At 74.0% G+C, this 22,085-nt stretch carries 15 protein-coding genes; 9 read left to right on the top strand and 6 right to left on the bottom strand.

Features of this window, described 5'->3' with window-relative positions; all coding sequences use genetic code 11:
* Nucleotides 1–71: 71 nt before the first annotated feature.
* On the bottom strand, nucleotides 72–1,016 hold the full coding sequence (locus GA0070216_RS01295; protein WP_091237395.1) for an FAD-dependent oxidoreductase: 945 nt from the start codon (nucleotides 1,014–1,016) through the stop codon (nucleotides 72–74).
* A 122-nt stretch (nucleotides 1,017–1,138) separates the two neighbouring features.
* Between GA0070216_RS01295 and GA0070216_RS01290 the strand changes: the two genes are divergently transcribed.
* The 3 genes from GA0070216_RS01290 (at nucleotide 1,139) to GA0070216_RS01280 (ending at nucleotide 5,397) form a co-directional block, all read left to right on the top strand.
* Nucleotides 1,139–2,197: a LysR family transcriptional regulator gene (locus GA0070216_RS01290; protein WP_218108112.1), complete on the top strand. Its 1,059-nt coding sequence runs from the start codon at nucleotides 1,139–1,141 to the stop codon at nucleotides 2,195–2,197.
* Nucleotides 2,198–2,792: 595 nt separating this feature from the next.
* The gene (locus GA0070216_RS01285) at nucleotides 2,793–4,862 is read left to right on the top strand and encodes a M48 family metalloprotease (protein ID WP_091237394.1); all 2,070 of its coding nucleotides are present in this window, start codon (nucleotides 2,793–2,795) and stop codon (nucleotides 4,860–4,862) included.
* A gap of 145 nt (nucleotides 4,863–5,007) precedes the next feature.
* Entirely contained in the window at nucleotides 5,008–5,397 is a 390-nt protein-coding gene (locus tag GA0070216_RS01280; RefSeq protein ID WP_091237393.1) for an effector-associated constant component EACC1, read from the top strand.
* A gap of 491 nt (nucleotides 5,398–5,888) precedes the next feature.
* Here the strand turns inward: GA0070216_RS01280 and GA0070216_RS01275 are convergent, their stop codons facing one another.
* Together GA0070216_RS01275 and GA0070216_RS01270 are read right to left on the bottom strand one after the other, a co-directional pair.
* Nucleotides 5,889–6,755, bottom strand: a complete 867-nt coding sequence (locus tag GA0070216_RS01275; RefSeq protein ID WP_091237392.1) for an aldo/keto reductase — start codon at nucleotides 6,753–6,755, stop codon at nucleotides 5,889–5,891.
* A gap of 119 nt (nucleotides 6,756–6,874) precedes the next feature.
* Nucleotides 6,875–9,121 carry a PP2C family protein-serine/threonine phosphatase gene (locus tag GA0070216_RS01270; protein WP_091237391.1) on the bottom strand — a complete coding sequence of 749 codons (2,247 nt, stop codon included), beginning with the start codon at nucleotides 9,119–9,121 and terminating at the stop codon, nucleotides 6,875–6,877.
* A 347-nt stretch (nucleotides 9,122–9,468) separates the two neighbouring features.
* Here GA0070216_RS01270 and GA0070216_RS01265 point away from each other — a divergent pair, with 347 nt between their 5' ends.
* From GA0070216_RS01265 to GA0070216_RS01250, 3 genes are all read left to right on the top strand, one after another.
* On the top strand, nucleotides 9,469–9,834 hold the full coding sequence (locus GA0070216_RS01265; protein WP_091237390.1) for a YciI family protein: 366 nt from the start codon (nucleotides 9,469–9,471) through the stop codon (nucleotides 9,832–9,834).
* 259 nt (nucleotides 9,835–10,093) lie between these two features.
* Entirely contained in the window at nucleotides 10,094–11,542 is a 1,449-nt protein-coding gene (pyk, locus tag GA0070216_RS01255) for a pyruvate kinase (RefSeq protein WP_091237388.1), read from the top strand.
* A gap of 90 nt (nucleotides 11,543–11,632) precedes the next feature.
* Nucleotides 11,633–12,517: an acyl-CoA thioesterase gene (locus GA0070216_RS01250; RefSeq protein ID WP_091237387.1), complete on the top strand. Its 885-nt coding sequence runs from the start codon at nucleotides 11,633–11,635 to the stop codon at nucleotides 12,515–12,517.
* Nucleotides 12,518–12,595: 78 nt separating this feature from the next.
* Here GA0070216_RS01250 and GA0070216_RS01245 read toward each other — a convergent pair whose 3' ends face one another.
* Complete coding sequence (locus GA0070216_RS01245; protein WP_091237386.1) at nucleotides 12,596–14,353, bottom strand: vWA domain-containing protein; 1,758 nt, start codon at nucleotides 14,351–14,353, stop codon at nucleotides 12,596–12,598.
* Nucleotides 14,354–14,381: 28 nt separating this feature from the next.
* On the bottom strand, nucleotides 14,382–15,953 hold the full coding sequence (locus GA0070216_RS01240) for a serine/threonine-protein kinase (RefSeq protein WP_176738779.1): 1,572 nt from the start codon (nucleotides 15,951–15,953) through the stop codon (nucleotides 14,382–14,384).
* A gap of 159 nt (nucleotides 15,954–16,112) precedes the next feature.
* Between GA0070216_RS01240 and GA0070216_RS01235 the strand changes: the two genes are divergently transcribed.
* Together GA0070216_RS01235 and GA0070216_RS01230 are read left to right on the top strand one after the other, a co-directional pair.
* Nucleotides 16,113–16,583, top strand: coding sequence for an RrF2 family transcriptional regulator (locus tag GA0070216_RS01235; protein ID WP_091237384.1), 471 nt, complete (start codon nucleotides 16,113–16,115; stop codon nucleotides 16,581–16,583).
* Between the two features lie 162 nt (nucleotides 16,584–16,745).
* Complete coding sequence (locus tag GA0070216_RS01230; protein ID WP_091237383.1) at nucleotides 16,746–17,840, top strand: sulfite exporter TauE/SafE family protein; 1,095 nt, start codon at nucleotides 16,746–16,748, stop codon at nucleotides 17,838–17,840.
* Nucleotides 17,841–17,931: 91 nt separating this feature from the next.
* On the opposite strand, the gene GA0070216_RS01225 is transcribed toward GA0070216_RS01230, so the two are convergent.
* Nucleotides 17,932–19,410, bottom strand: a complete 1,479-nt coding sequence (locus GA0070216_RS01225) for a pyridoxal-dependent decarboxylase (protein ID WP_245722240.1) — start codon at nucleotides 19,408–19,410, stop codon at nucleotides 17,932–17,934.
* A 210-nt stretch (nucleotides 19,411–19,620) separates the two neighbouring features.
* Here GA0070216_RS01225 and GA0070216_RS01220 point away from each other — a divergent pair, with 210 nt between their 5' ends.
* Nucleotides 19,621–21,921, top strand: a complete 2,301-nt coding sequence (locus GA0070216_RS01220; RefSeq protein WP_091237381.1) for a rhamnogalacturonan lyase family protein — start codon at nucleotides 19,621–19,623, stop codon at nucleotides 21,919–21,921.
* Nucleotides 21,922–22,085: the final 164 nt, after the last annotated feature.

The raw sequence follows: 22,085 nt of genomic DNA, 5'->3' as shown, positions 1-22,085 counted from the left end.
CCTGACCCCCGGCCCTGTCCCACGGTCCCCGCCCGGTGGGGCAGGGCCGGGTGGCGTCCCGTCCCGGCCGGTCAGGTGTCCAGCGCCAACCGGGCCACCTCGTCCGCACAGCCCCAGGCCAGGGTCACCCCCGCACCCCCGTGGCCGTACGCGTGCACCAGCCGCCGCCCCGACGTGGCCTGCACCGCCACCCTCGGCCCGCCGTGCCGGGCCGGTCGCAATCCGACCCGCACCGCGAGCACGGGGGCGTCGGCCAGTTCCGGCACCAGCGCCACGCACCGGGCCCGGATCGCCGCCGAGGTGGCCGGGTCCGGGCCGATGTCCCACTCGTCCGGCTCGAAGGTGCCGCCGAGCACCACGTCGTGCCGGCGCGGATGCACGTAGGTGATCCCCGCCGGGTTCTCCTCGTCGCGGACCGAGGTGGTCAGGCCCGGATTGGCCACCAGCACCAGGTGTCCGCGTACCGGGTGCACCGCCGGGTCGTCGGCGAGCCGGCCGGCGGCCAGGCCGGTGGCGTTGACCACCGTCGGGGCGAGGGCGAATCCGTCGTCGAGCCGGTCCAGCCGGCCGGCCCGGAGCACCCCACCGGCCCCGGTGAACCGGTCCCGCAGCCAGTCCAGGTAGGGCGACATCTCCACCGTGGGCGCGGTGAACCGCAACTGTGCCGTGTACGGGCCGAAGCCCGGCCCGGTCACCAGGTCGCCGGTCGCCGCCGCCCACCACGGCGGGCCGGCCCACGGCCGGCGCAGCAGCATCCGGGTCGCCCGGGCCACCACCCCGGGCACCCCCGCGGTGGCCTGCCGGCCCAGCTCCGCGTGGGTCTCGGTGGCCCAGCGCAGCACCCGGGGGTCGGCGTCGGTGTGGCTGGGATACCAGACGGCGGCGGCGACCGCCGACACCGTGTCCTCGGGTGGGTCGGCGGTCAGCAGCGTCACCCGTACGCCCCGCTCCCGCAGCCGCACCGCCGCCGTCAACCCGATGACCCCGCCCCCAACCACCAGCACGTCCGTGTCCATCGTCGACCTCCCGTCGGTGCCGCCCCGGTCCGGGCGGCCGGACCTGGATCGTCGCCCCGACCCGACAGCCCGGTCCAAGACAGATCCGGCGGCCGGCGATAAGCCCCGCTTATGCTCACCGGATGGGGCTGCCACCGACCGGCGACCCGGCCCGACCGGCCCGGGGCGGGGACCGACCGGAGCTGGGCCGGGACCGACCGGAGCGGGGCGGGGGCCGGGCGGCGGCAGCGTGGGATCGGCCGCCGGGCGGTCAGGCCGGTCCGAAGCCGGCGTCGGACGGGCCGGAGGTCGGGCGGGACGGGTGGGACCTGCGCCGGTGGCGGTACTTCGTGGTGCTCGCCGACGAACTGCACTTCACCCGGGCCGCCGCCCGGCTGCGGATCGCCCAACCCGCGCTCAGCCAGCAGATCCGTGCCCTCGAACGGCAGTTGGGGGTCACCCTGCTGCACCGGGACAGTCACGGCTGCACGCTGACCGGGGTGGGTGCGCAGGTGGCCGGCGAGGCCCGTCGGCTGCTCGCCGAGGTGGACGCCGCCACCGCCCGCATCCGTGACCTGGTCGGTGGGCGCGGCGGCCGGCTGCGGTTGGCGTACACCCGGTCGGCCCGGGGTGGCCGGGTGGACGCGTTGGTGGCCCGGTTCCGGGCGGCCCATCCCGAGGTGGAGGTGGTGCCCGAGACCGGGTGGACCGCGCCGAACGTGACCGGGCTGCTCACCGGCCGGCTCGACGTCGCCTTCGTCCGCCCGCCGGTGCCGGAGGCGGGCCTGACCTGCCGTACCGTCGATCGGGAGGAGTTGCTGCTGGCGGTGCCGGTGGGGCATCCGCTCGCGACCGGCCGGGCCCGGGTGCGCCGGACCGAGGTGGTCGGGCTGCCCGCGGTGATGTGGCCCCGGGAGAACGGCCCCGGCATGTTCGACCGCACCATCGCCCAGATCTGGCCCGACGGCGGTTTCCACCTGGTCCGCCAGGAACCCGACGACGAGCAGTTGCTGCGCGCGGTGGCCGGCGGCGACGTGGTCGCGGCCGTCCCGGCCGGCCGGGCCCGCGCCCTGAAGGTTGCGGGGGTACGCCTGCGGCGCTTCGCCGCCCCGGTGCCGACCGTCGACGTGGCCCTGGCCTGGCGTCGGGGCACCACCAACCCGGCGGTACGACACCTCGCCGCCCTGCTCGCCGCCGACTGAACGGCGCACCCGAATGTCGGCACGGAACTGCCGATGGACAGATATCCGACACTGTTTCGGAAAGCCCTGCGGGAACGCGAAATGGGATCGCGGGCGGCATTCGCGATAGGTAATGTCCAGCGGCATCGAATTCCGCCAACCGCGGAGTCGGTCGACAGCTTCGTGTCATTGTCGCCGGCGACGATCGGGCTGCCGACCCCTGCGGGTCGCCGGCCGTCTCACCCGCCGGCCGTCCGATCCGCCGACCGTCCGATCCGCCGACCGTCCGATCCGCCGGCCGTTCGGTCCGCCGGGCCCGTCGTCACGGCCGGCGACATCCGTAGTCGAGGAGCCTCCCGTGTCCGACCTGGGCCCCGAGCCGCAACCCCGTCCGACCCCGCCCGCGCAGACCGCCGGTGCGCGACCCACCCCGACGGGCGAAGTTCCGCTCAGACCGGCCAGCGGTGCTGAGCCGGCCGGTAGAGCAGGGCCGGCCGGTAGAGCTGAGCCGGCCGATGGAGCAGGGCCGGCCGATGGGGCGGAGCCGACCGGGCCCCGATCCGACGGTGACCGGTTCGCCCATCGGCCACCCGGCTACCCGAGCGCCCTGGTCTGGTTGCGCGCCGGCATCCTGCGGGACTGGCGGGGCGTGCTCGGCTCATTCCTGGCCACCTGGTTCTACGTACCGTTGGCGTTGGTGTCGGCCGTCTGGGGTGGCCTGGCCCTCGGCCTGTACGGGCTGATCGCCGGGGGCACCCGGTCCGACGAGGCGGTGCCCGCGCTGCTGCGGGACGCGCCGCTGGTCGGGCCGCTGCTGGACGCCTTCGTGGCGCGGTCCGGCGGGGTGGTCGGCGGGTTCGCCGGGTTCGTGGTCGGCGCGCTTGTCGGTTTTCTGGTCGTGCTGGTGCTGCCCTGGCGCAACGCCTTCGACGAGCCGGCCAACCTGTTCACCGGCCTGGCCGGAATGGTGGTGGCCGCCGGCCTGGTCGGGATGCTGTACACCGTGGGGCGGGTGCTGCTGGAACCGTGGCTGCTGGGTGTCTCCGGCGCGCGTCCGCTCAGCCGTCGGGAGGCCGACCGGCTGCGTCCGCTGCTGACCGACTGCGCGGCCCGGCTCGGCCTGCCCGGTGAACCCCGGCTGCTGATCGAGGACGACCCGGTGCTGACCAACGCCCGCGCGTACGCCCGGCACGTGGTGGTGACCACCGCCGTGCTCGACTGCTCCGACGAGGAGATCGCCGCGCTGCTCAGCCACGAGCTGGTGCACTGGCGGACGGGCGACGAGGTGACCAGCGCGTTCATTCGGGGCGTCGGCCTGCCGCTGGTGCTGGTGCACGCGCTGCCGGCCTGGCTGATGCGCCGGTTCCCGCACCCGGCCACCGACTTCGTGGTGTTCCTGTTCTTCTGGCCGGTGCTGCTCACCATGCGCTACCTGGTCCTGCCCTGCCACCGCCGGGACGTCCGGGCCGCCGAATACCGGGCCGACACCGGCGCGGTGCTCGCCGGACACCGGGAGGGGATGCGCGCCATGCTGGAGCGGCGACGCTCCTTCGAGACCGGGCGCAGCGGCTGGGACGAGGCGGTCTGCGCCACCCACCCGCCGTCCGAGCTGCGCCTGGACCGGCTGGACCAGCCCGCCCCGGACCCGGTCACCGACCGGGCCGCCACCGCGCGCGACCTCGACGCGCTGTTCGGCGGTACGGGGACAGCGGCGCTCAATTCCCGCAGGGCCCTGCTGCTGGTCGGCGCGCTGGTGCTGGTGAGCTGCCTCGGCGGTGGGTTGACGGCGGCCCAGTGGGCGTTCTTCCGGCCGCAGGCGGCGGTCGGTGACTACTTCGCGGCTTTGGACGACCACGACGCCCCGGCCGCCCTCGCACAGCTCATCCCCGACGTGCGGGCGGCGGTCGGCGACGGTGGCCAGCTCGCCCGGATGGTGGAGGCGAAGGGCTACCAGCCGCCCACCGACGTGTCCGTGACGGCGGTGGAGCGCGACGGCGACGAGGCGTCCGCCACCGTCGCCTACACCCTCGGCGGGCAGCAGTTGACCGCCGAGCTGTCGTTGCGCCGTGACGACTCGGCCGTGCTGGGGTTGTTCCACCGGTGGCGGATCGCCGCAGCCCCGGCCAGCCTGACCCTGCCCGGCGGGCCGGCCCGGCTAACCGTCAACGGGGTGCCCGCGCCGACCGGTCCGGAGCAGGTGGCGGTGCCGCTGCTGCCCGGGGCGTACACGGTGGCGGGGGAGAGCAACGCGCTCAGCGAGACGGCGTCGCGGGTGGTCTATGTCGTACCCGGGCAGCAGAGTGTGAGCGGCGCGGAGCTGACGCCCACGCTGCGACCCGAGGCGCAGTCGGCGGCGGAGCAGAGCGTGCGGTCCTACCTGGACGCCTGCGCGGCGCAGGCGGTGGCCGCGCCCCAGGGCTGCCCGCTGCGCTACTACAGCGGCGGCGCGACGGTGAAGAAGATCGCCTGGAAGATCACCGAGTACCCGACGATCGAGCTGACCCTGACCGGCCCGACCACCGCCCGGGTCTCCACCGCGTACGAGTCGCAGGGCTCGGCGCGCGCCACCGGCAGCACCGTCGGCTACTTCGGGACCACCCCGTTCACCGACACCGGGACGTTCGGGGTCAGCGGCGTGCTGTCGGTGGTCGACGGGAAGCTGACCTTCCAACCCGGTGACGACTGAGCCGCCCGTGGACGACTGAGCCGCCCGTGGACGACTGAGCCGCCCGGTGACGACTGGCCTACGCGGTGCCGGGTGGGCCCACGGTGCCGACGGAGCCGCCCGGTGCCGGACCGCACCGTGGGCGACGACTGAGAGGGAGATCGAGATGACCGCGCCCCGTTCCACCGCCCCGGCCCGGCTGGTGCTGGCCCCGCGTGCCGCCGGCCCGCACCGGGTGCCGCTGCTGACCTGGCTGCACCGCGACCCGCGCTACCGCACCCTGGTGCGCGACGCCGGGCAGGCCGGTGGCCGGCCCGGTTTCAGCGACGCGGTGATCATCGCGGTGGTGGCCCAGGGGCTGCTGCCCGGCCTGTTCAACCTGGTGCAGAGCTGGGTGGACCAGCAGCGTACCGAGGTGAGCATCCGGCTCCAGGTCGGCGACTCCGAGGTGGAGATCCAGGTCAACGGCCGGACCGACCCGGCGAAGCTGCTCGACGAGGCGCAGCGGGCCCTGCACCGGGACGACCCCGGCAGCGAGATTACCCCCGCCGGCTGACCCACTGCCGGCGGGCGCGCGCCCCCCGGCCCCGCGCCCCCCGGCCCCGCGGCCCGCCCGTGGGCCCCTCCATGCCCGTTGGCGCTCAGCAAGGGGGGCGATGTAGCGGCATCCCGGGTTGTGGATACCGCTACATCGCCCCAGTGGCGTGCCCGGCGCGGCGAGGATTCCCGGTGTACTTCCCACCGAGACGCTTATGCCTGTCCGTCATATTGATGACGGACAGGCATAAGCGTTGTTCGGCCTATTGCCATCAGGCGCGACACGCCGGTGCAGAGGGCCGACGCCGTCACCGCCGCCTGTCGGTGGGAGCCTGCCGTCGGTACCGCGACCACCGTGGTCGCCCGCGGGCACCGTGGTCGCCCGCGGGCACCGTGGTCGCCCGCGGGCACCGTGGTCGCCCGCGGGCACCGTGGTCCGCTGCGGCCGCCACGGTCAGGCACCGGGGGTGGTGGCGCGCCGGGGCGGTCGTCGGGTGAGGGGTGAGCCGGTCAGGCGGCCTTGGCCAGGGCGTCGTACTCCTCGTCGGTGAGCTGCACCTGGGCGGCGGCGACGTTCTCCTCCAGGTGACCGACCGAGGACGTACCCGGAATGGGCAGCATGACCGGCGAGCGGCGCAGCAGCCAGGCGAGCGCCAGCTGGGCGGGCGTCGCGTCGTGGCCGGTGGCGATGGCGTCCAGCGGGCCGCCCGGCTTGGCCAGGTTGCCGGTGGCGATCGGGAACCACGGGATGAACGCCAGGTCGTGGCGCTCGCAGTGGTCCAGGACGTCCTCGGCGCTGCGGTCGGCCAGGTTGTAGAGGTTCTGCACCGACACGATCGGGGTGATCTGCTGGGCCGCCTCGATCTGCGCGACGGTCACCTCGGACAGCCCGATGTGTCGGATCTTGCCCTCCTGCTGGAGCAGGGCCAGCTCGCCGAGCTGGTCCTCCAGCGGCACCTTCGCGTCGATCCGGTGCAGCTGGTAGAGCCCGATGGACTCCACGCCCAGGTGCCGCAGGCTCAGCTCGCACTGCTGGCGCAGGTATTCCGGGCGTCCCACCGGCCGCCAGTCGCCCGGCCCGGAACGGGTCAGGCCGGCCTTGGTCGCGATGACCAGATCATCGGCGTACGGGTGCAGCGCCTCCCTGATCAGCAACTCGGAGACGAACGGCCCGTACGAGTCGGCCGTGTCGATGAACGTGACCCCCAGCTCGTACGCCCGGCGCAGCACCCGGACCGCCTCGGCCGGGTCCTTCGGGTCACCCCACACCCCCGGCCCGGTGAGCTGCATGGCCCCGTAACCGAGCCGGTCGACCTGGAGGTCGCCACCGATCCGGTAGGTGCCGGACGCCTTCGCGGGCTGACTGCTGGACCCCATGTGCCGTACCCCGATCCTGTTCGTTGTCGTCAGCGGCAAATCTAGCCACCACCACAACGCCTTTCCCGAAGATCGCCGTCGGCAACACCCGCGGGCCGAATGTGGGCACCGACACGCGCTCAGCCGACGTGCCGGATGACCACCAGCGCCTGGTCGTCGTCGGAGCCGGAGAGCTTGGCCAGGAGGGTGTCCGCGATGGCCTCCACCGGCTGGTCGCGTACCGGCACGAGCACCTCGTGCAACGCCGTCACCCCGGCGTCGTACGCCTGGTCGCGCCGCTCCACCAACCCGTCCGTGTACGCCACCAGCAGGTCACCCGGGCCGAACGCCACAGTGGTCACCGGCACCGGATCGCGGACCAGCCCCAGCGGCAGCGAGTGCCCCGTCCAGACCGTCTCGGGTGGCCGTCCCGACGGCAGCAGCACCGGGTGCGGATGCCCCACCCGGGCCACCTGCGCCTCGCCGGCCACCGGGTCGACCACCATCGCCAGGCAGGTGCCGAGGAAACCGACCCCGAGCAGCCCGGTCAACCGGGGGAACACCTCGGCCAGCGGCACCCCGGACCGGATCAGGGTGTTCACCACCGTCCGCAGCTGCGCCATGTCGGCCGCCGCCTCGACCTGGTGGCCCACCACGTCACCGACCACCACGGCCAGCCGGCCGTCGTCCAGGTCGACCAGGTCGTACCAGTCGCCGCCCAGGTGCAGGCCGCTCATCGCCGGCTGGTAGCGGGTGGCCACCTCCAGGCCGGGCGGCCCGATCGCGGCCGAGGTGCGCAGCCGGCCCGCCAGCCGGGTCACCAGGTTGTGCTCGGCGGCGGCCAACCGGACCCGCTCCAGGGTCTGCTCGCACAGGTCGGCGATGGTGTCCAGCAACGCCAGGTCGTCGTCGTGCAGCGGGCGTTCCCGGGACCAGCCGAAACCCAGCGCGGCGATGGGTCGCCGGGACGCGTCCAGCAGCGGCAGCACCACCGTGGTCACCATGCCGTACGCGCCGGCCGGGTCCGGCAGGCCGGGATGCCGGGCGGCGAACTCGGCCCGGTTGCGCAGGATGATCCGCTCACCGGTGCGCAGCGCGCGGGCGAACGGCCGCGGATCGTCGATGGTCAGGTCGTCGAAGGTGGCGATCAGCCCGGTGGGCAGCCCGCCGTGCCACAGCCGGATCCGCCGGCCCTCGTCCCGCATCGCCAGGCCGGGCAGCGCCGCGCCGAGTGCCATCGGTGCGGCGTCCAGGATCACCTCGATCGCCTCACCGGTGGACCGGGTGACGCTGAGCCGGGCGGCGAACGCCGCCATCGCCCGCGCCGACGCGGTCAGCTCGGCCCGGCGCAACGCCTGGCTGCACAGCCCCGCCACCGCGTCGAGCAGGATGCGGCGGGCCTCCTCGTCGGCGACCGGTCCGGCCCACCGCACCTGCAACGCCCCGAGCACCGCGCCGCCTCCGTCGCGCAACGGCAGGCAGAGCCCGTCGGGCAGCGCCACGGTCGTCTCCTCGCGTACCGCGCGGGCCAGCGGTGCGTCGTCGGCGACCGCGAGCCGTCCGGGGCCGCTCCCGCCGGTGACCGTCAGGTCCAACGCGCCCGCCGCGGCCACCGCGACGCGGACCTCGGCCGCCCCGACCAGCGTCGGGGTGACCGTGGTGACCACCTCCGTCACCGCCTCGCGGCTCCCGGCGGCGCTGAGCGCCCCGGCGAGCCGGGCCAGCCCCTCGGCCTGCCGCAGCGCCCGCCGCCGCTCCCCGCCATGCTGATGCGGGACCGGTGGATCGAGGTCACGGCGCGCAGCGGGAATCCCGGTGCCGGTGCCGGTGCCGGCGGCGTCCGGCCGGCGGGCAGCGGCGGGCTCGTCGACGTCGGTGGCCTCGGCCACGTCGGTGGCCCGGTCGGCGGGGGTGACCGTTGCGGTGACGGTGGTGAAGACGCCGCCCGGCCGGCCGGTCGCATCGACGATCGGACCGGAGGAGAAGACCCACCGGCGTCGCTCCCCGCCGGAGTCGAACTCCCGTTCCTGCCGGCAGGTGACCTCGGCCGCGGTCAGCACCCCGGTCAGCGCCGGCACCGCGTCCGGCCAGACCGCCGCCCCGGGGCGGCCCGGCAGTTGCGGGCCGGTCGGGTCGGGCAGCGCCAGGTATCCGTCGTTGGGTAGCAGCACGAGTTCCGGGCCCCACCAGATCGCCGCCGGGGTCGGGCTGTGCAGGCAGATGACCAGGGCGGTACGCAGGCTCTGTGGCCAGTCCCGCAGGGGCCCGAGCGGGCTGCCGGTCCAGTCGTGCGCGACGATCCAGCGGCCGGTCCGGCCCGCGCCGGAGACGAGGGCCCGCCAGCGTGCGTCGTCCGTCGGCCGGGGAGCGGCGGCGGCGCGAGTCATGTCGGGACCTCCGCTCTGCGGATCGAGCGCTTCCCCATCAGTCGGACCGTACCAGCGTCGGCCGACGCGTACGTCTGTCGATCATCCGGTACGGCCTGCCGGAACGTCACCCCCGCTGTCCGGCGGACCGGCACCGGGGGCCACCCGGCGGATCCGCGCCGCGCCGCCCGTCCCGGCCGCCGCCCCCGCGCCGCCGGTCCCGGTGCCCGCTGCCGCATCCGACCGGTGCACGACGGCCGCCGGGGAGTTGTCCCGACCCGCCGCCGAGGGCGTCCCCATCGTGGGACGCTGGCCGGGTCCGGGGGAGACCGGCGCGGGGTGGCGCCGACGCGGGGGAAGGGGACGCGATGGCGGGTACGCCGCGGCTGGACTTCGCACTCGACACGTACGAGTGCATCGTGCTCTATCCCGGACCGGCCGGTCGGGTGCTGCCGAAGGAGACCGTGCAGCGGCTCCAGGCCGAGCACACCGCACACATGCGGGCCCTGCAACGCCGGGGTCTGGTGCTGGTGGCCGGTTCGATCGACGGCCCGGCCCGGGAACCCGCCCCGCCGATCGGCATCGGCCTGGCCCGCACCGGCTCGGTCGACGGCGTACGCAGCGTGATGGAGGCGGACCCGGCGGTACAGGCCGGCCTCTACATGGTCGACGTGCTGAGTTTCCTGTGCCCGGCCGGCTCGTTGGAGTTCCCGCTGGTCAAGACCGACAGCTAGGAGCTACGGCGGGAGGACGTCGGGTCGTGGTGACCGACGGTGCCGGTACCGGGGCGGCTGAGCACGGGAGCGCGCGGACGGCGTTGGCCCCCGGGCGGTACGATTCCCGGCGCGCGGTCGCCGATGCCCGCGACTCCCCGACGTCCCGGCGTGGCCTGCGTCCCGCCGGCCAGGTGCCCACCCCGCGCGTCGTCGGACCCCTGTTCCTCAGTCCGCAAGGGGTCGGCCCCCAGGTCGACCCGGAGGAGAGACTAGCCTGATGGGCGTGAACCGCCGCGCGAAGATCGTCTGCACTCTTGGTCCCGCCACCTCGTCCCCGGAGCGGCTTCGGGGCCTCATCGAGGCGGGCATGAACGTGGCCAGGCTGAACTTCAGCCACGGCAGTCACGCCGACCACGAGTCGGTGTACCGCATGGTCCGCGAGGCAGCCGAGGCGGTCGGCGTGCCGGTCGCCATCCTGGCCGACCTCCAGGGCCCGAAGATCCGGCTCGGCAAGTTCGCCGACGGGCCGCACGAGTGGCGTACCGGCGACTCGGTGGTGATCACCGGGGACGAGATCCTCGGCACCCGGGACCGGGTCTCCTGCACCTACCGCAAGCTGCCCCAGGAGGTGAAGCCGGGCGACCGGCTGCTGATCGACGACGGCCGGGTCGCCGTCGAGGTCAGCGACGTCACCGGCAACGACATCCGGTGCCTGGTCACCGAGGGTGGCCCGGTCTCCAACAACAAGGGCGTCTCGCTGCCGAACGTGGCGGTCAGCGTCCCGGCGATGTCGGACAAGGACGCCGAGGACCTGCGCTTCGCCCTCGGCCTGGGCGTCGACCTGGTCGCGCTCTCCTTCGTCCGCTCGGCGGAGGACATCAAGCTCGTCCACAACATCATGGACGAGGAGGGCGTACGCCGCCCGGTGCTGGCCAAGGTCGAGAAGCCCGAGGCGGTCGACCACCTGGAGGCGATCGTGCTCGCCTTCGACGGCGTCATGGTGGCCCGGGGTGACCTCGGCGTCGAGATGCCGCTGGACCAGGTGCCGCTGGTGCAGAAGCGGGCCGTGCAGCTGTGCCGGGAGAACGCCAAGCCGGTCATCGTGGCCACCCAGATGCTCGACTCCATGATCGAGAACTCCCGGCCGACCCGCGCCGAGGCCTCCGATGTGGCCAATGCGGTGCTCGACGGCGCGGACGCGGTGATGCTCTCCGGCGAGACCAGCGTCGGCAAGTACCCGGTGCTCACCGTCAGCACCATGGCCAAGATCATCACCACCACCGAGGCCGGTTCGATCGGGGTGCCCCGGCTCCAGCACGACCCGCGCACCCACGGTGGCGCGTTGACCGTGGCCGCGTCCTCGATCGCCCGCGCCATCGGGGCGAAGGCGCTGGTGGCCTTCTCGCAGACCGGCGACACCGTCAAGCGGCTCAGCCGGTTGCACTGCGACCTGCCGCTGCTGGCCTTCACCCCGGTCCCCGAGGTGCGCAGCCAGCTCGCGCTCTGCTGGGGCGTGGAGACCTTCCTGATGCCGTTCGTCCAGCACACCGACGACATGTTCCGCCAGGTCGACCAGGCGTTGCTCGGCCTCAACCAGGCGACCCCCGGCGACTACGTGGTGATCGTCGCGGGCAGCCCGCCCGGCACCCCCGGCTCCACCAACACCCTGCGCGTGCACCAGCTCGGCTCCCTGGTCGACGCCGCCTCCGCCCGGGCGCTCCAGTGAGCCCGTCGGCGCAGCGAACAGTGTCCGCCCGGTGAGCGCGAGGAGTGCGCCGGGGTTGCGCGCCCCGCAGTCGCGAACAGAGAGAATCCGGTGAACGGGCGTCCGGCGGCGACCGGCCAGGCCGCGGTCGACCAGCTCCTCGAGGTCCTCGACCTCGACCACACCGGCGCGATGACCTTCCGGGGCGTGAGTCCCTCGGTCGGTCCGCAGCGGGTGTTCGGGGGGCAGGTCGCCGGCCAGGCGTTGGTCGCCGCCGGGCGCACCGTCGACCCGGACCGGTTCGTGCACTCCCTGCACGGCTACTTCGTCCGGCCCGGCGACCCGGCCGAGCCGATCGACTACCAGGTGGAGAACGTCCGGGACGGGCGGTCCTTCTCGGTCCGCCGCTCGGTGGCGTTGCAGCACGACAAGCCGATCTTCTTCATGTCGGCGTCCTTCCAGCGGCAGGAAGAGGCCCTGGAACACCAGGCGCCCACCCCGCCCGACGTGCCCGCCCCGGACGACGTCCCGACGATGTCCGACCGGCTGGCCCGCTATCCGGAGCGGCTCGGCATCTGGGGGCAGATCCCCCGCCCGATCGACGTCCGTTACGTCGGCGAACCCGGCTGGGTACGCCCCGGCGACCGCCCCGCCGACCCGTACCAGCGGGTCTGGATGCGCATCGACGGCAAGCTGCCCGATGATCCGCTGCTGCACGCCTGCGCCCTCACCTACGCCTCGGACCTGACCCTGCTGGACTCGGTCCTGTCGGTGCACGGCGAGGTCTGGGGTCCGGGCGGCCTGGTCGGGGCGAGCCTGGACCACGCGTTGTGGTTCCACCGGTCGTTCCGGGCCGACGAGTGGTTCCTCTACGACTGCTGGAGCCCGTCCGCCTCCGGCGCGCGGGGCCTGGCCACCGGCCGGCTGTTCACCCTCGACGGCCGGCACATCGCCAGCGCCGTCCAGGAGGGCCTGCTGCGCCGCGTCGGCACCTGACCCGGCAGCGCCGCCGACCCACCGCCCGGCACCTGCGCGAGCAGAAGGCCACCCGGCAGGTGCCGACCGGGCGACCGGTCAGAAGCTGCTGACGACCTTCACCAACGCCTCGTCGATGGTGGCCGGGTTTCTGGCGTCGAATGCCTTGCCGGCCGACGCCTTGGCGATCCGGTCCAGCGCGGTCAGGTCCGATTCCTGGTCGAAGGCCACGCAGAAGACCTTCACCGGCTGCTTCGGGTCCAACGCGATGTCCCGCAGCAGTCGGTTCAGGTCGCTGTCCTTCTGGTACTCGTTCTTGCCGTCGGTGAGCACCACCACCGCGTTGATCCGGTTCGGGTCGTACTTGTCGAGCAGGGCGCGGTGCGCCGCGCGGACCGTCGCGTACAGCGCGGTGTTGCCGCCGATGCGCAGCCCGGCCAGCTTCCGGTTGAACGCGCCCCGGTTCAGTGGCGCGAGCCGCACCTCCTCGCTGTACGGCTTCTTCGGCCGCTGCGGGGTCTCGCTGGAGAATGACCAGAGCGCCACCTGGTCGGCGGCGTTGAGCAGCTCGATCGCCTTGCTGGCGGCGTCGCTCGCCACCTGGAACCGGGTCTGGTCGCCGACGCTGGCCTTCATCGAGCCGGAGGTGTCCACGGCGAGCAGGATGTTGGCCTTCTTGCGCAGGGTGTCCCAGCTGCCGAGGATCGCACCGACCACCTCCGGGGTGGGCGGGTCGAAGTAGGTGAGCCGGTCACCACCCGGCCCGGCCACCGTGGCCAGCAGCGTGTCGGCGGGCTGGCGCTCGTCGTCGCGGAAACCCAGGGCGGCGAAGCTGCGCTGCTGCGGGCCGTCCTGGAGAAACGTGAGGAAGTCCTCGGCGCCCTGGCGTTGCACCGGGTCGGCCGAGGGCAGCACCACGTACGGGTGGTCGAGGTTGAAGGTGCCCTCCTTGGGGTGCACCGCCACCAGCGGGACCCGGGGCTTGCTGCCGGTGGGGCTGAGCTGGCCCTGGTTGTAGAGGTAGACCAGCTCCTCCTGGAGGACGATCGCGCTCATGTCGGTCGCCGGGGCGTCCCCGGTGGCGGCGGCGTCGGCCTCGGCGAGGTTGCGCAGCAGATCCACCGAGTCGTCGCTGTAGTGCGAGACGTTGGCCTCGATCCGCCGGACGAACTGGGTCACCGCCGGCTGGGCGAGGTCCTCGCTGGTCAGATCGCTGGCCCGGTTGACCGCCGCGTAGTAGGTGGCGATCGTGGCGGCCAGGCCGGAGGTGGACAGGTGCGGGTTGTCCTTACCGAAGGTGAACCGGCCCCACTCGGGCTTGCCGAACGCCGCCCAGCCGGTGTCGCCGGAGAGGCCGAGGACGTCGGCCCAGCCGAGCGGGCCGCGCTGCTGCACCACCTCGCCCCGGTCCTTGGGCATGGCGATGACCAGGGGACTGTTGGCGATCGACGGGTACTGCCCGGGGGTCTGGACGGGCCGGCCCGCCGCCTTGTCGAGCAGGCGCAGCTGCCCGGTCCACAGCGACGAGGTGGGCAGCCACACCTGCGGTTCGGCGACCTTCGGCTGGGTGAGCGCCCACCCGCCGGCCAGCGCCTCCATCGCCTCGCCCGAGTTGAGGCCGTGCACGGTCACCTGCGCGCACCGGCCGCCGAAGCGCCGGTCGGCGGCGTTGTACCGGTCGGCGAGCTGGGCGACCAACTCGCTCTTCTCGGTGGAGGAGCTGACCTCCAGCCGTACGCAGTCGGCGCGGTCCGTCGGCCGGACGTACAGGTAGGCCGCGGCGATCACCGCGAGCCCCGCGACGACGGCCACCGCGTACGGGAGCAACGGTCGGGCGGGACGCTCACCGGTGGCCATCGGCTCCTCCAGGGGTTGGTGCGGCGGGTCAGGCGTCGGTACGGGGTGCCGGCACGGACTGTCCGGCGGGCTGCGGCGGGGGGCCGTGGGGCGCGGCGGAGGGGGTCAGCGCGGCGGCGACCAGCAGACGGACACCGTAGACCACGACGAGGGTGAGCGAGCCGACGGCGGCGGCGGTGCCCACGGCGGTGCTGGCGACGTACCCGGTGGCGCCGCCCACCGCGCCGAGGAAGATCGCGGTGGACACCCCCCACGGGTCGGCCCACTGCCGGCGCAGCCGCCGCCCGAAGCCGTCGCGCCGGGCCGGCGCGGTGACCACCGTGGCCGGTGGGGCCGTGGCCGTCCGGGCGGGTGCGGGCGGGCGGGCGGGGGCAGGGGCGGTGGCCCGGGTCCCCGGGGGTGCCGTCGGTCCGGGCGGGGCGGACCAGGCCGTCGCCGGTGGGGCCGTGGCCGGGTCGGTCGGCAGCTGCGGCGCGTGGTGGGCGGTCGACGTGGTGGGCCACGGTGCCGCCGCCGGCGGCTGCTGCCCGCTCGGCACGGGCGGTGCCGGGTGGCCGGTCGATGTGGTCGGCCAGGGTTGCGCCACCCCGGCGGTCGGCCAGGGGTCCGCCGCCGCGCCGGTCGGCCACGGATCGGCCGCTGCGCTGGTCGGCGCGTGCGGGGTGACCGGCGGGGGCGGCGGGGTGGACAGGGTCCGGGACAGCTGCTGGGTGGCCGCCGCGTCGGTGCCGGCCCGCAGGACGGTCTGCAACGGCACGTCGGCCCCCGGGTGGGTGTCCCGGCCGAGCAGCCGCAGCAGCACCTCCTGGGCGGTCGGCCGGGCCTGGTGGTCCTTGTCCAGACACTGCCCGATCAGGGTGGCCAGCGGGCCGGAGAGCCCGGTCAGCGCCGGGGGGTCGTGCAGGACCCGGTGCATCACCACCGCGATCGGGCCGGTGCCGAACGGCGGCTGTCCGCCCGCCGCGAAGGCGATGGTGCCCGCCCAGGCGAACACGTCGCTGGCCGGCCCGACCGCGTCGTCACGGAACCGCTCCGGGGCCATGTAGGGGGCGGTGCCCATGATGCGGTTGGTCATCGTCTCGGTGACGTCCAGCGCGCGGGCGATGCCGAAGTCGATCACCCGGGGGCCGTCCGCCCCGAGGATCACGTTGTCCGGCTTGAGGTCGCAGTGCACCACGTCGGACTGGTGGATCGCGGCGAGCGCGGTGGCGGTGCCCACGGCCAGCCGGTGCAGCGCGTTGCCGCCGATCGGGCCCTGCTCGCGGACGTGCCGTTGCAGGGTGACGCCCTCGATGAACTCGCTGACCACGTACGGCAGGTCGCCGTCCACGTCGGCGAAGAGGATCTGCGCGGTGCAGAACGGCGCGACCCGCCGGGCGGCGGCGATCTCCTTGGTGAACTGGGACTTCGCCGCGGGGTGCTGGTGCAGGTCCACATTGATCACTTTGACCGCGACCCACCGGCCCTGCTCGTCGCGGCCCAGGTAGACCACGCCCTGACCGCCCGCGCCGAGTCGACCGATCAGCTCGTACGGCCCGGCCTGGCGTGGGTCCCGTGGGTTCAGCGGCGTCACGTCCGGCATCGCTGTCGCTGCCCCCATCGGCCGGTGCTTCGGTGCGCTGGTGTGTGTGTCGTGCCCCGGCGACCCTGCCGGCGACACGGGTATGGTGCCATGCCCACGCCACCGGGACATGGCACCCTACCCGTTCGGTGGAGGGTGGCGACCCGGCCGGCCGGGTCGCCGACTAACCTTGCGGCCATGCGCCTCTCCGCTCGGGTCGACTATGCCCTCCGTGCGGCCGCCGAACTCGCGTCGGTCGCCGATGGCGCGGACTCCGGACGGTCCCGTCCCGTCACCGCCGAGCAGATCGCCCGGTCGCAGGACATCCCACCGAAGTTCCTGGAGAGCATCCTGCTCCAACTGCGCCGGGGTGGCATCGTGCACGCCCAGCGGGGCCCGGAGGGCGGCTACTGGCTGGCCCGTGCGGCGGCGGAGATCTCCCTCGCCGAGGTGATCCGGGTGATCGACGGTCCGCTCGCCCACGTCCGGGGGCAGCGCCCCGAGCAGCTCGGTTACCACGGCGCGGCGCAGGCGTTGCAGGAGGTCTGGATCGCGTTGCGGGCCAGCGAGCGGGAGATCCTGGAGCAGGTCACCATCGCCGACGTGGCGGCCGGGGTGCTGCCGGGCCGGATCACCGAGCTGGCCGCCGACCCCCGCGCCTGGAGCTGACCCCGCCAGGAGTCGCCCCCGCGCGTGGAGTTGACCCCGCGCGTGGAGTCGCCCCACCGCGCCCTGCGTTGTCCCACCCACCGATCGGGGGGTTGACCCGGGAGCGTCCGTGCCGCATTGTCGACCAAGTCGATAGGAGATGCCGAATAGTACGGAGGGCTCGTGCGCAAGCTTCTGATCCTCGCCCTGGTCGGGCTGGCTGCGCAGCTGGTCGACGGCGCGCTCGGCATGGCGTACGGGCTCACCTCGTCCACCCTGCTGCTCTTCGTCGGCGTCGCACCGGCCGCCGCCTCGGCGTCGGTGCACCTCGCCGAGATCGGCACCACGCTCGCCGCCGGTGTAGCGCACTGGCGGTTCGGCAACGTCGACTGGCGGGTGGTCACCCGGATCGCCCTGCCCGGCGCGGTCGGCGCGTTCCTCGGGGCCACCTTCCTCAGCTCCATCTCCACCGAGAACGCCGCCCCGTGGATGGCCGGCATCCTGTTCGCCCTCGGGGCGTACCTGCTGGTGCGTTTCTCCCGCCCGCTGCGCCAGCGTTCCGGCGCCGGGCGGCTGCGCGGCCGGTTCCTCGGCCCGCTCGGCCTGGTCGCCGGGTTCGTCGACGCCACCGGTGGCGGGGGATGGGGGCCGGTGGCCACCCCGGCGCTGCTGGTGTCCGGTCGGATGGAGCCCCGCAAGGTGATCGGCTCGGTGGACACCGCCGAGTTCGTGGTGGCCGGGGCGGCCAGCATCGGCTTCCTGATCGGCCTGGGCAGCGAGGGCTTCCTGCTGCCCACCGTCGCGGCGCTGCTGATCGGTGGCCTGATCGCCGCGCCGGTGGCCGCCTGGCTGGTGCGGATCGTCCCCGCGCAACTGCTGGGTGCCACCATCGGCGGGGTGATCGTGCTGACCAACGCCCGCATCCTGCTGAAGACCAGCGACGCGGGGTCCACCGTCCGTCCCGTTGTCTACGCGCTGCTCGCGGTGGGGTGGGTGGTGGCCCTGACGCTGGCCGTCCGCGCGCTGCGGCGGACCCGCCAGGCCCGCGCCATCGTCGACGCCGCCACCGAAACCGGTGCCACCGCCGCCGACGCCGGTGCCACCGCCGCTGGCACGCCGCCGTTGACGGGCACCGCGCCTACCGCCGTCGCCGGGCCCGCCCCGACCGGCACCGACCCGACGGGCACCGCGCCGACCGGCACCAAGCCGGCCAGCACCGCGCCGACCGGCAGCGACCCGGCCGGGGCCGATGACCGGCTGGCCGTCGTCGAGCGCTGACCGGCGACGGGGTACGCCGCCGGCATCGCCCGTCGCGATGACCGTCGCGGGCGTCGCGGACCCCGGTCGACCCGGGGCGGGGCGGTGACGGTCACCCGGGGGGTGTGTTGGCCCGGGCGGACCCGCCGGTCGAGGTGACCCCGGCGAGGATGTCCGTGGCCGCCGCCGACAGCAGGTCCCAGGCCCGGTCCACGTGTTCCGGCCCGGTCAGCGGTGCGCCGACGGCCAGGCGCAGGGTGTACCGGCCGTTGACCCGGGTGTGCGTCAGGTGCACCTGTCCGCTGTCGTTGACCCGGGCCAGCAGCGCCGCGCTGGCCTCGTCACCGGCCCGGAGCCGGAACGTGACCAGGGAGAACGGGTGCGGGGCGGCGAGGGCGAACCGGTCGTCGGCGCGTACCCGGGCGGCGAACCGGTCGGCCAGGGCGATCCCGGAGCGCAGGTGCGCGCGCAGCCCCTCGACGCCGTACCAACGCAGGACGAACCAGAGCTTGAGCGCCCGGAACCGGCGGCCCAGCGGGACCTGCCAGTCCCGGTAGTCGATGACGGCCCCGGATTCGCTGGCGGCGTTGCGGAGGAACTCCGGCATGACGGTCAGCGCCTCGATCAGCTCGCCCCGGTCGGCCACCCAGAAGGCGTCGCAGTCGAAGCCGGTGAGCAGCCACTTGTGCGGGTCGAAGCAGTACGAGTCGGCGTGCTCCACCCCGGCGTGCGACCAGCGCAGCTCGGGGCAGACCGCCGCCGCCCCGGCGTACGCCGCGTCGACGTGCAGCCAGATGCCGTACTCGGCGCAGATCACGCCGATCTCCGGCAGCGGGTCGACGGCGGTGGTGGAGGTGGTCCCGATGGTCGCCACCACGATGGCCGGCACCTCTCCGTTTGCCAGGTCCGCCTCGATCGCCGCCCGCAGCGCCGCCGGACGCATCGCCTGGGTCTCCGGGTCCACCTCGATGGTGCGGACGCCCTGCCCGCCGAGGCCGGCGATGCGGGCCGCCTTCTCGATCGAGGAGTGCCCGTGCGTGGAGGTGTACGCCCGGTACCGGCGGTCGACGCCCGCCTCCCGCCAGCGGCCCCCGCTGGCCCGGTGCAGGGCGGCCAGGGTGGCGACCAGGGTCGCCGAGGAGGCCGAGTCCTGGATGACGCCACCACCGGCGCCGGTGGAGCGGAACCTCGCGGGTAGGTCCATCAGCTCGACCAGCCAGTCCAGCACCACCGTCTCCAGTTCGGTGCCGGCCGGGTTGGTGGCCCAGAGCATGCCCTGGGCGCCGAGACCCGAGCTGACCAGGTCGGCCAGCACGCTGGGGCCGCTGGTGTTGGCCGGGAAGTAGCCGAAGAAGCCGGGGTGCTGCCAGTGGGTGACCCGGGGCACGATGATCTCGTCCAGGTCGGCGAGCATCGCCGCCACCGGCTCGCCGTGCGCGGGCGGGGTGGCCGGCAGGGCGGCGGTGACCGTGCCGGGCGGGTCCCGGGGGACCACCGGGCGCTGGTCCAGCGTCCGCCAGTAGTCGGCGACCCAGTCGACCACCGCGTACCCGGCGCGGCGGAACTCCTCGGGGTCCATGTGCTCAGCCATGGGCCGAGTCGATCAGGTGGGCCGGCCGGGAGCAAGAGCGGGTGTGGGTTGTGCGGGTGGAAAGCGTTGTCCTACGATCCGACTGCGCGGAGTCGAACCATGGATGTCGATACAAGGTGTCCGTCACCACCGTCAGTACGGCGCGCCATCCCGCCGGCCCGGGCAGGCCGGCGTCGGCACCGTGCGCTGACCTCCGCGAAAGGCGTTTGCATGCACCTGAGCCCACCCCGTCGCCGCGCCGCGTTACTCGCCGCCGCGGCGGCCACCACCCTCGCCGCCGGCACCCTCACCGCCGTGACGGCCTCGGCCGCCGCCGCCGGTTGCCGGGTCGACTACAAGATCAGTAGCCAGTGGGGCGGCGGCTTCGGCGCCGACGTCCTGGTCACCAACCTCGGCGACCCGATCAACGGCTGGACGCTGACCTGGTCCTACACGGCCGGTCAGCAGGTCGCCCAGGCGTGGAACGCCACGGTCACCCAGTCCGGTGCGCAGGTCAGCGCCAAGGACGCCGGCTACAACGCCGCGCTCGGCACCAACGGCACCGCGAGCTTCGGCTTCAACGCGTCGTGGAACAACGCCAGCAACCCGACGCCGGCCAGCTTCGTGCTCAACGGCACCACCTGCACCGGCGACACCGCGCCGACGACCGCACCCCCGACCACCGCGCCGCCGACCACGGCGCCGCCCACCACCGCACCACCGACCACCCCACCCCCGACGACACCCCCGCCGACCACGCCCCCGCCGACCAACCCGCCGGCCGGGGCCAAGCAGCTGGAGAACCTCGACCGGGGGCTGATCAGCGTGCGCTCCGGCAACGGGAACCTGGTCTCCTGGCGGCTGCTCGGCACCGAGACCTCCGGGGTGTCGTTCAATCTCTACCGGGGCTCCACCAAGGTCAACGCCTCGCCGGTCACCGGTGCCACCAACTACCTGGACAGCGGGGCGGCGGCCGGTTCGGCGTACACGGTGCGGGCCGTGGTGAACGGTGCCGAGCAGGCGGCGTCCGCGCCCGCGCTCCAGTTCGCCAACGGCTACCTGGACGTGCCGATCCAGCCGCCGGCCGGTGGCAGCACCCCGAGCGGGGAGGCGTACAGCTACTCGGCCAACGACGCGAGCGTCGGCGATCTCGACGGTGACGGCGACTACGAGATCGTGCTCAAGTGGGACCCGTCCAACGCCAAGGACAACAGCCAGTCCGGCTACACCGGCAACGTCTACGTCGACGCGTACACCCTGACCGGCAGTCGGTTGTGGCGCATCGACCTGGGCCGCAACATCCGGGCGGGCGCCCACTACACCCAGTTCCAGGTGTACGACTACGACGGTGACGGCAAGGCCGAGGTGGCCATGAAGACCGCCGACGGCACCCGCTCCGGCACCGGCCAGCTGATCGGCTCGTCGTCGGCGGACTACCGCAACTCCAGTGGTTACGTGCTGTCCGGCCCGGAGTACCTGACCATGTTCAACGGGCAGACCGGCGCCATCGCCTCCACCGTCAACTACGACCCGCCGCGCGGCACTGTCTCCTCCTGGGGCGACTCGTACGGCAACCGGGTCGACCGGTTCCTCGCCGGCACCGCCTACCTGGACGGGCAGCGACCGTCCCTGATCATGGCGCGCGGCTACTACACCCGCGCGGTGATCGCCGCCTGGGACTTCCGCAACGGCACGCTGACCAAGCGGTGGACGTTCGACTCCAACGCCTCCGGCAACTCGGCCGCCGCCGGCCAGGGCAACCACCAGCTCTCCGTCGCCGACGTGGACGCCGACGGCCGGCAGGAGATCGTGTACGGCGCGGCCACCATCGACGACAACGGCCGGCTGCTCTATTCCACCGGCAACGGCCACGGTGACGCCCTGCACGTCGGTGACCTGGACCCGAGCCGGGCCGGCCTGGAGGTCTTCAAGGTCGACGAGGACGCCAGCAAGCCCAGCTCGTGGTTCGCCGACGCGCGTACCGGTCAGATCATCTGGAAGACCGCGGCCTCCGGTGACAACGGTCGGGGTGTCTCGGGTGACATCTGGGCCGGCAGTCCGGGTGCCGAGTCGTGGTCGTCGGCGGTCGACGGCCTGGCCAACACCCGGGGGCAGAACATCGGCCGCAAGCCGTCGTCGGCGAACTTCCTCGCCTGGTGGGACGGCGACCCGGTGCGGGAACTCCTCGACGGCACCAAAATCGACAAGTACGGCACGGGTGGCGAGACCCGGCTGCTCACCGGCAGCAATGTGGCCTCCAACAACAGCACCAAGTCCACCCCGGCGCTCTCCGGCGACATCCTCGGTGACTGGCGCGAGGAGGTGATCTGGCGGACCAGCGACAGCCGGGCGCTGCGGATCTACAGCACCCCGACCCAGACCAGCACCCGGATCTACACGCTGATGCACGACCCGCAGTACCGCGCGGCGATCGCCTGGCAGAACACCGCCTACAACCAGCCGCCGCACCCGGGCTTCTTCATCGGCGACGGCATGTCCACCCCGCCCACGCCCAACATCTACCTGCGCTGACCCGACCCGGACCGCACCCGCCCCCACCGGGGCGGTTGTGGTCGGGGCCGAAAACGCAGGCACCGGGTCGCCAGCCGCGGAATCCGCTCAGCTGGCGACCCGGTGCACCACACCGCAGCACCCCCGACCCGTCCCGACCGGGAGTGCCGTACCACCACCGGTCA

The organism is Micromonospora matsumotoense, assembly GCF_900091525.1.
Taxonomy (GTDB): domain Bacteria; phylum Actinomycetota; class Actinomycetes; order Mycobacteriales; family Micromonosporaceae; genus Micromonospora; species Micromonospora matsumotoensis.
The sequence above is the reverse complement of the archived record's forward strand: the minus strand, read 5'-3'. Positions and strand labels throughout refer to the sequence as shown.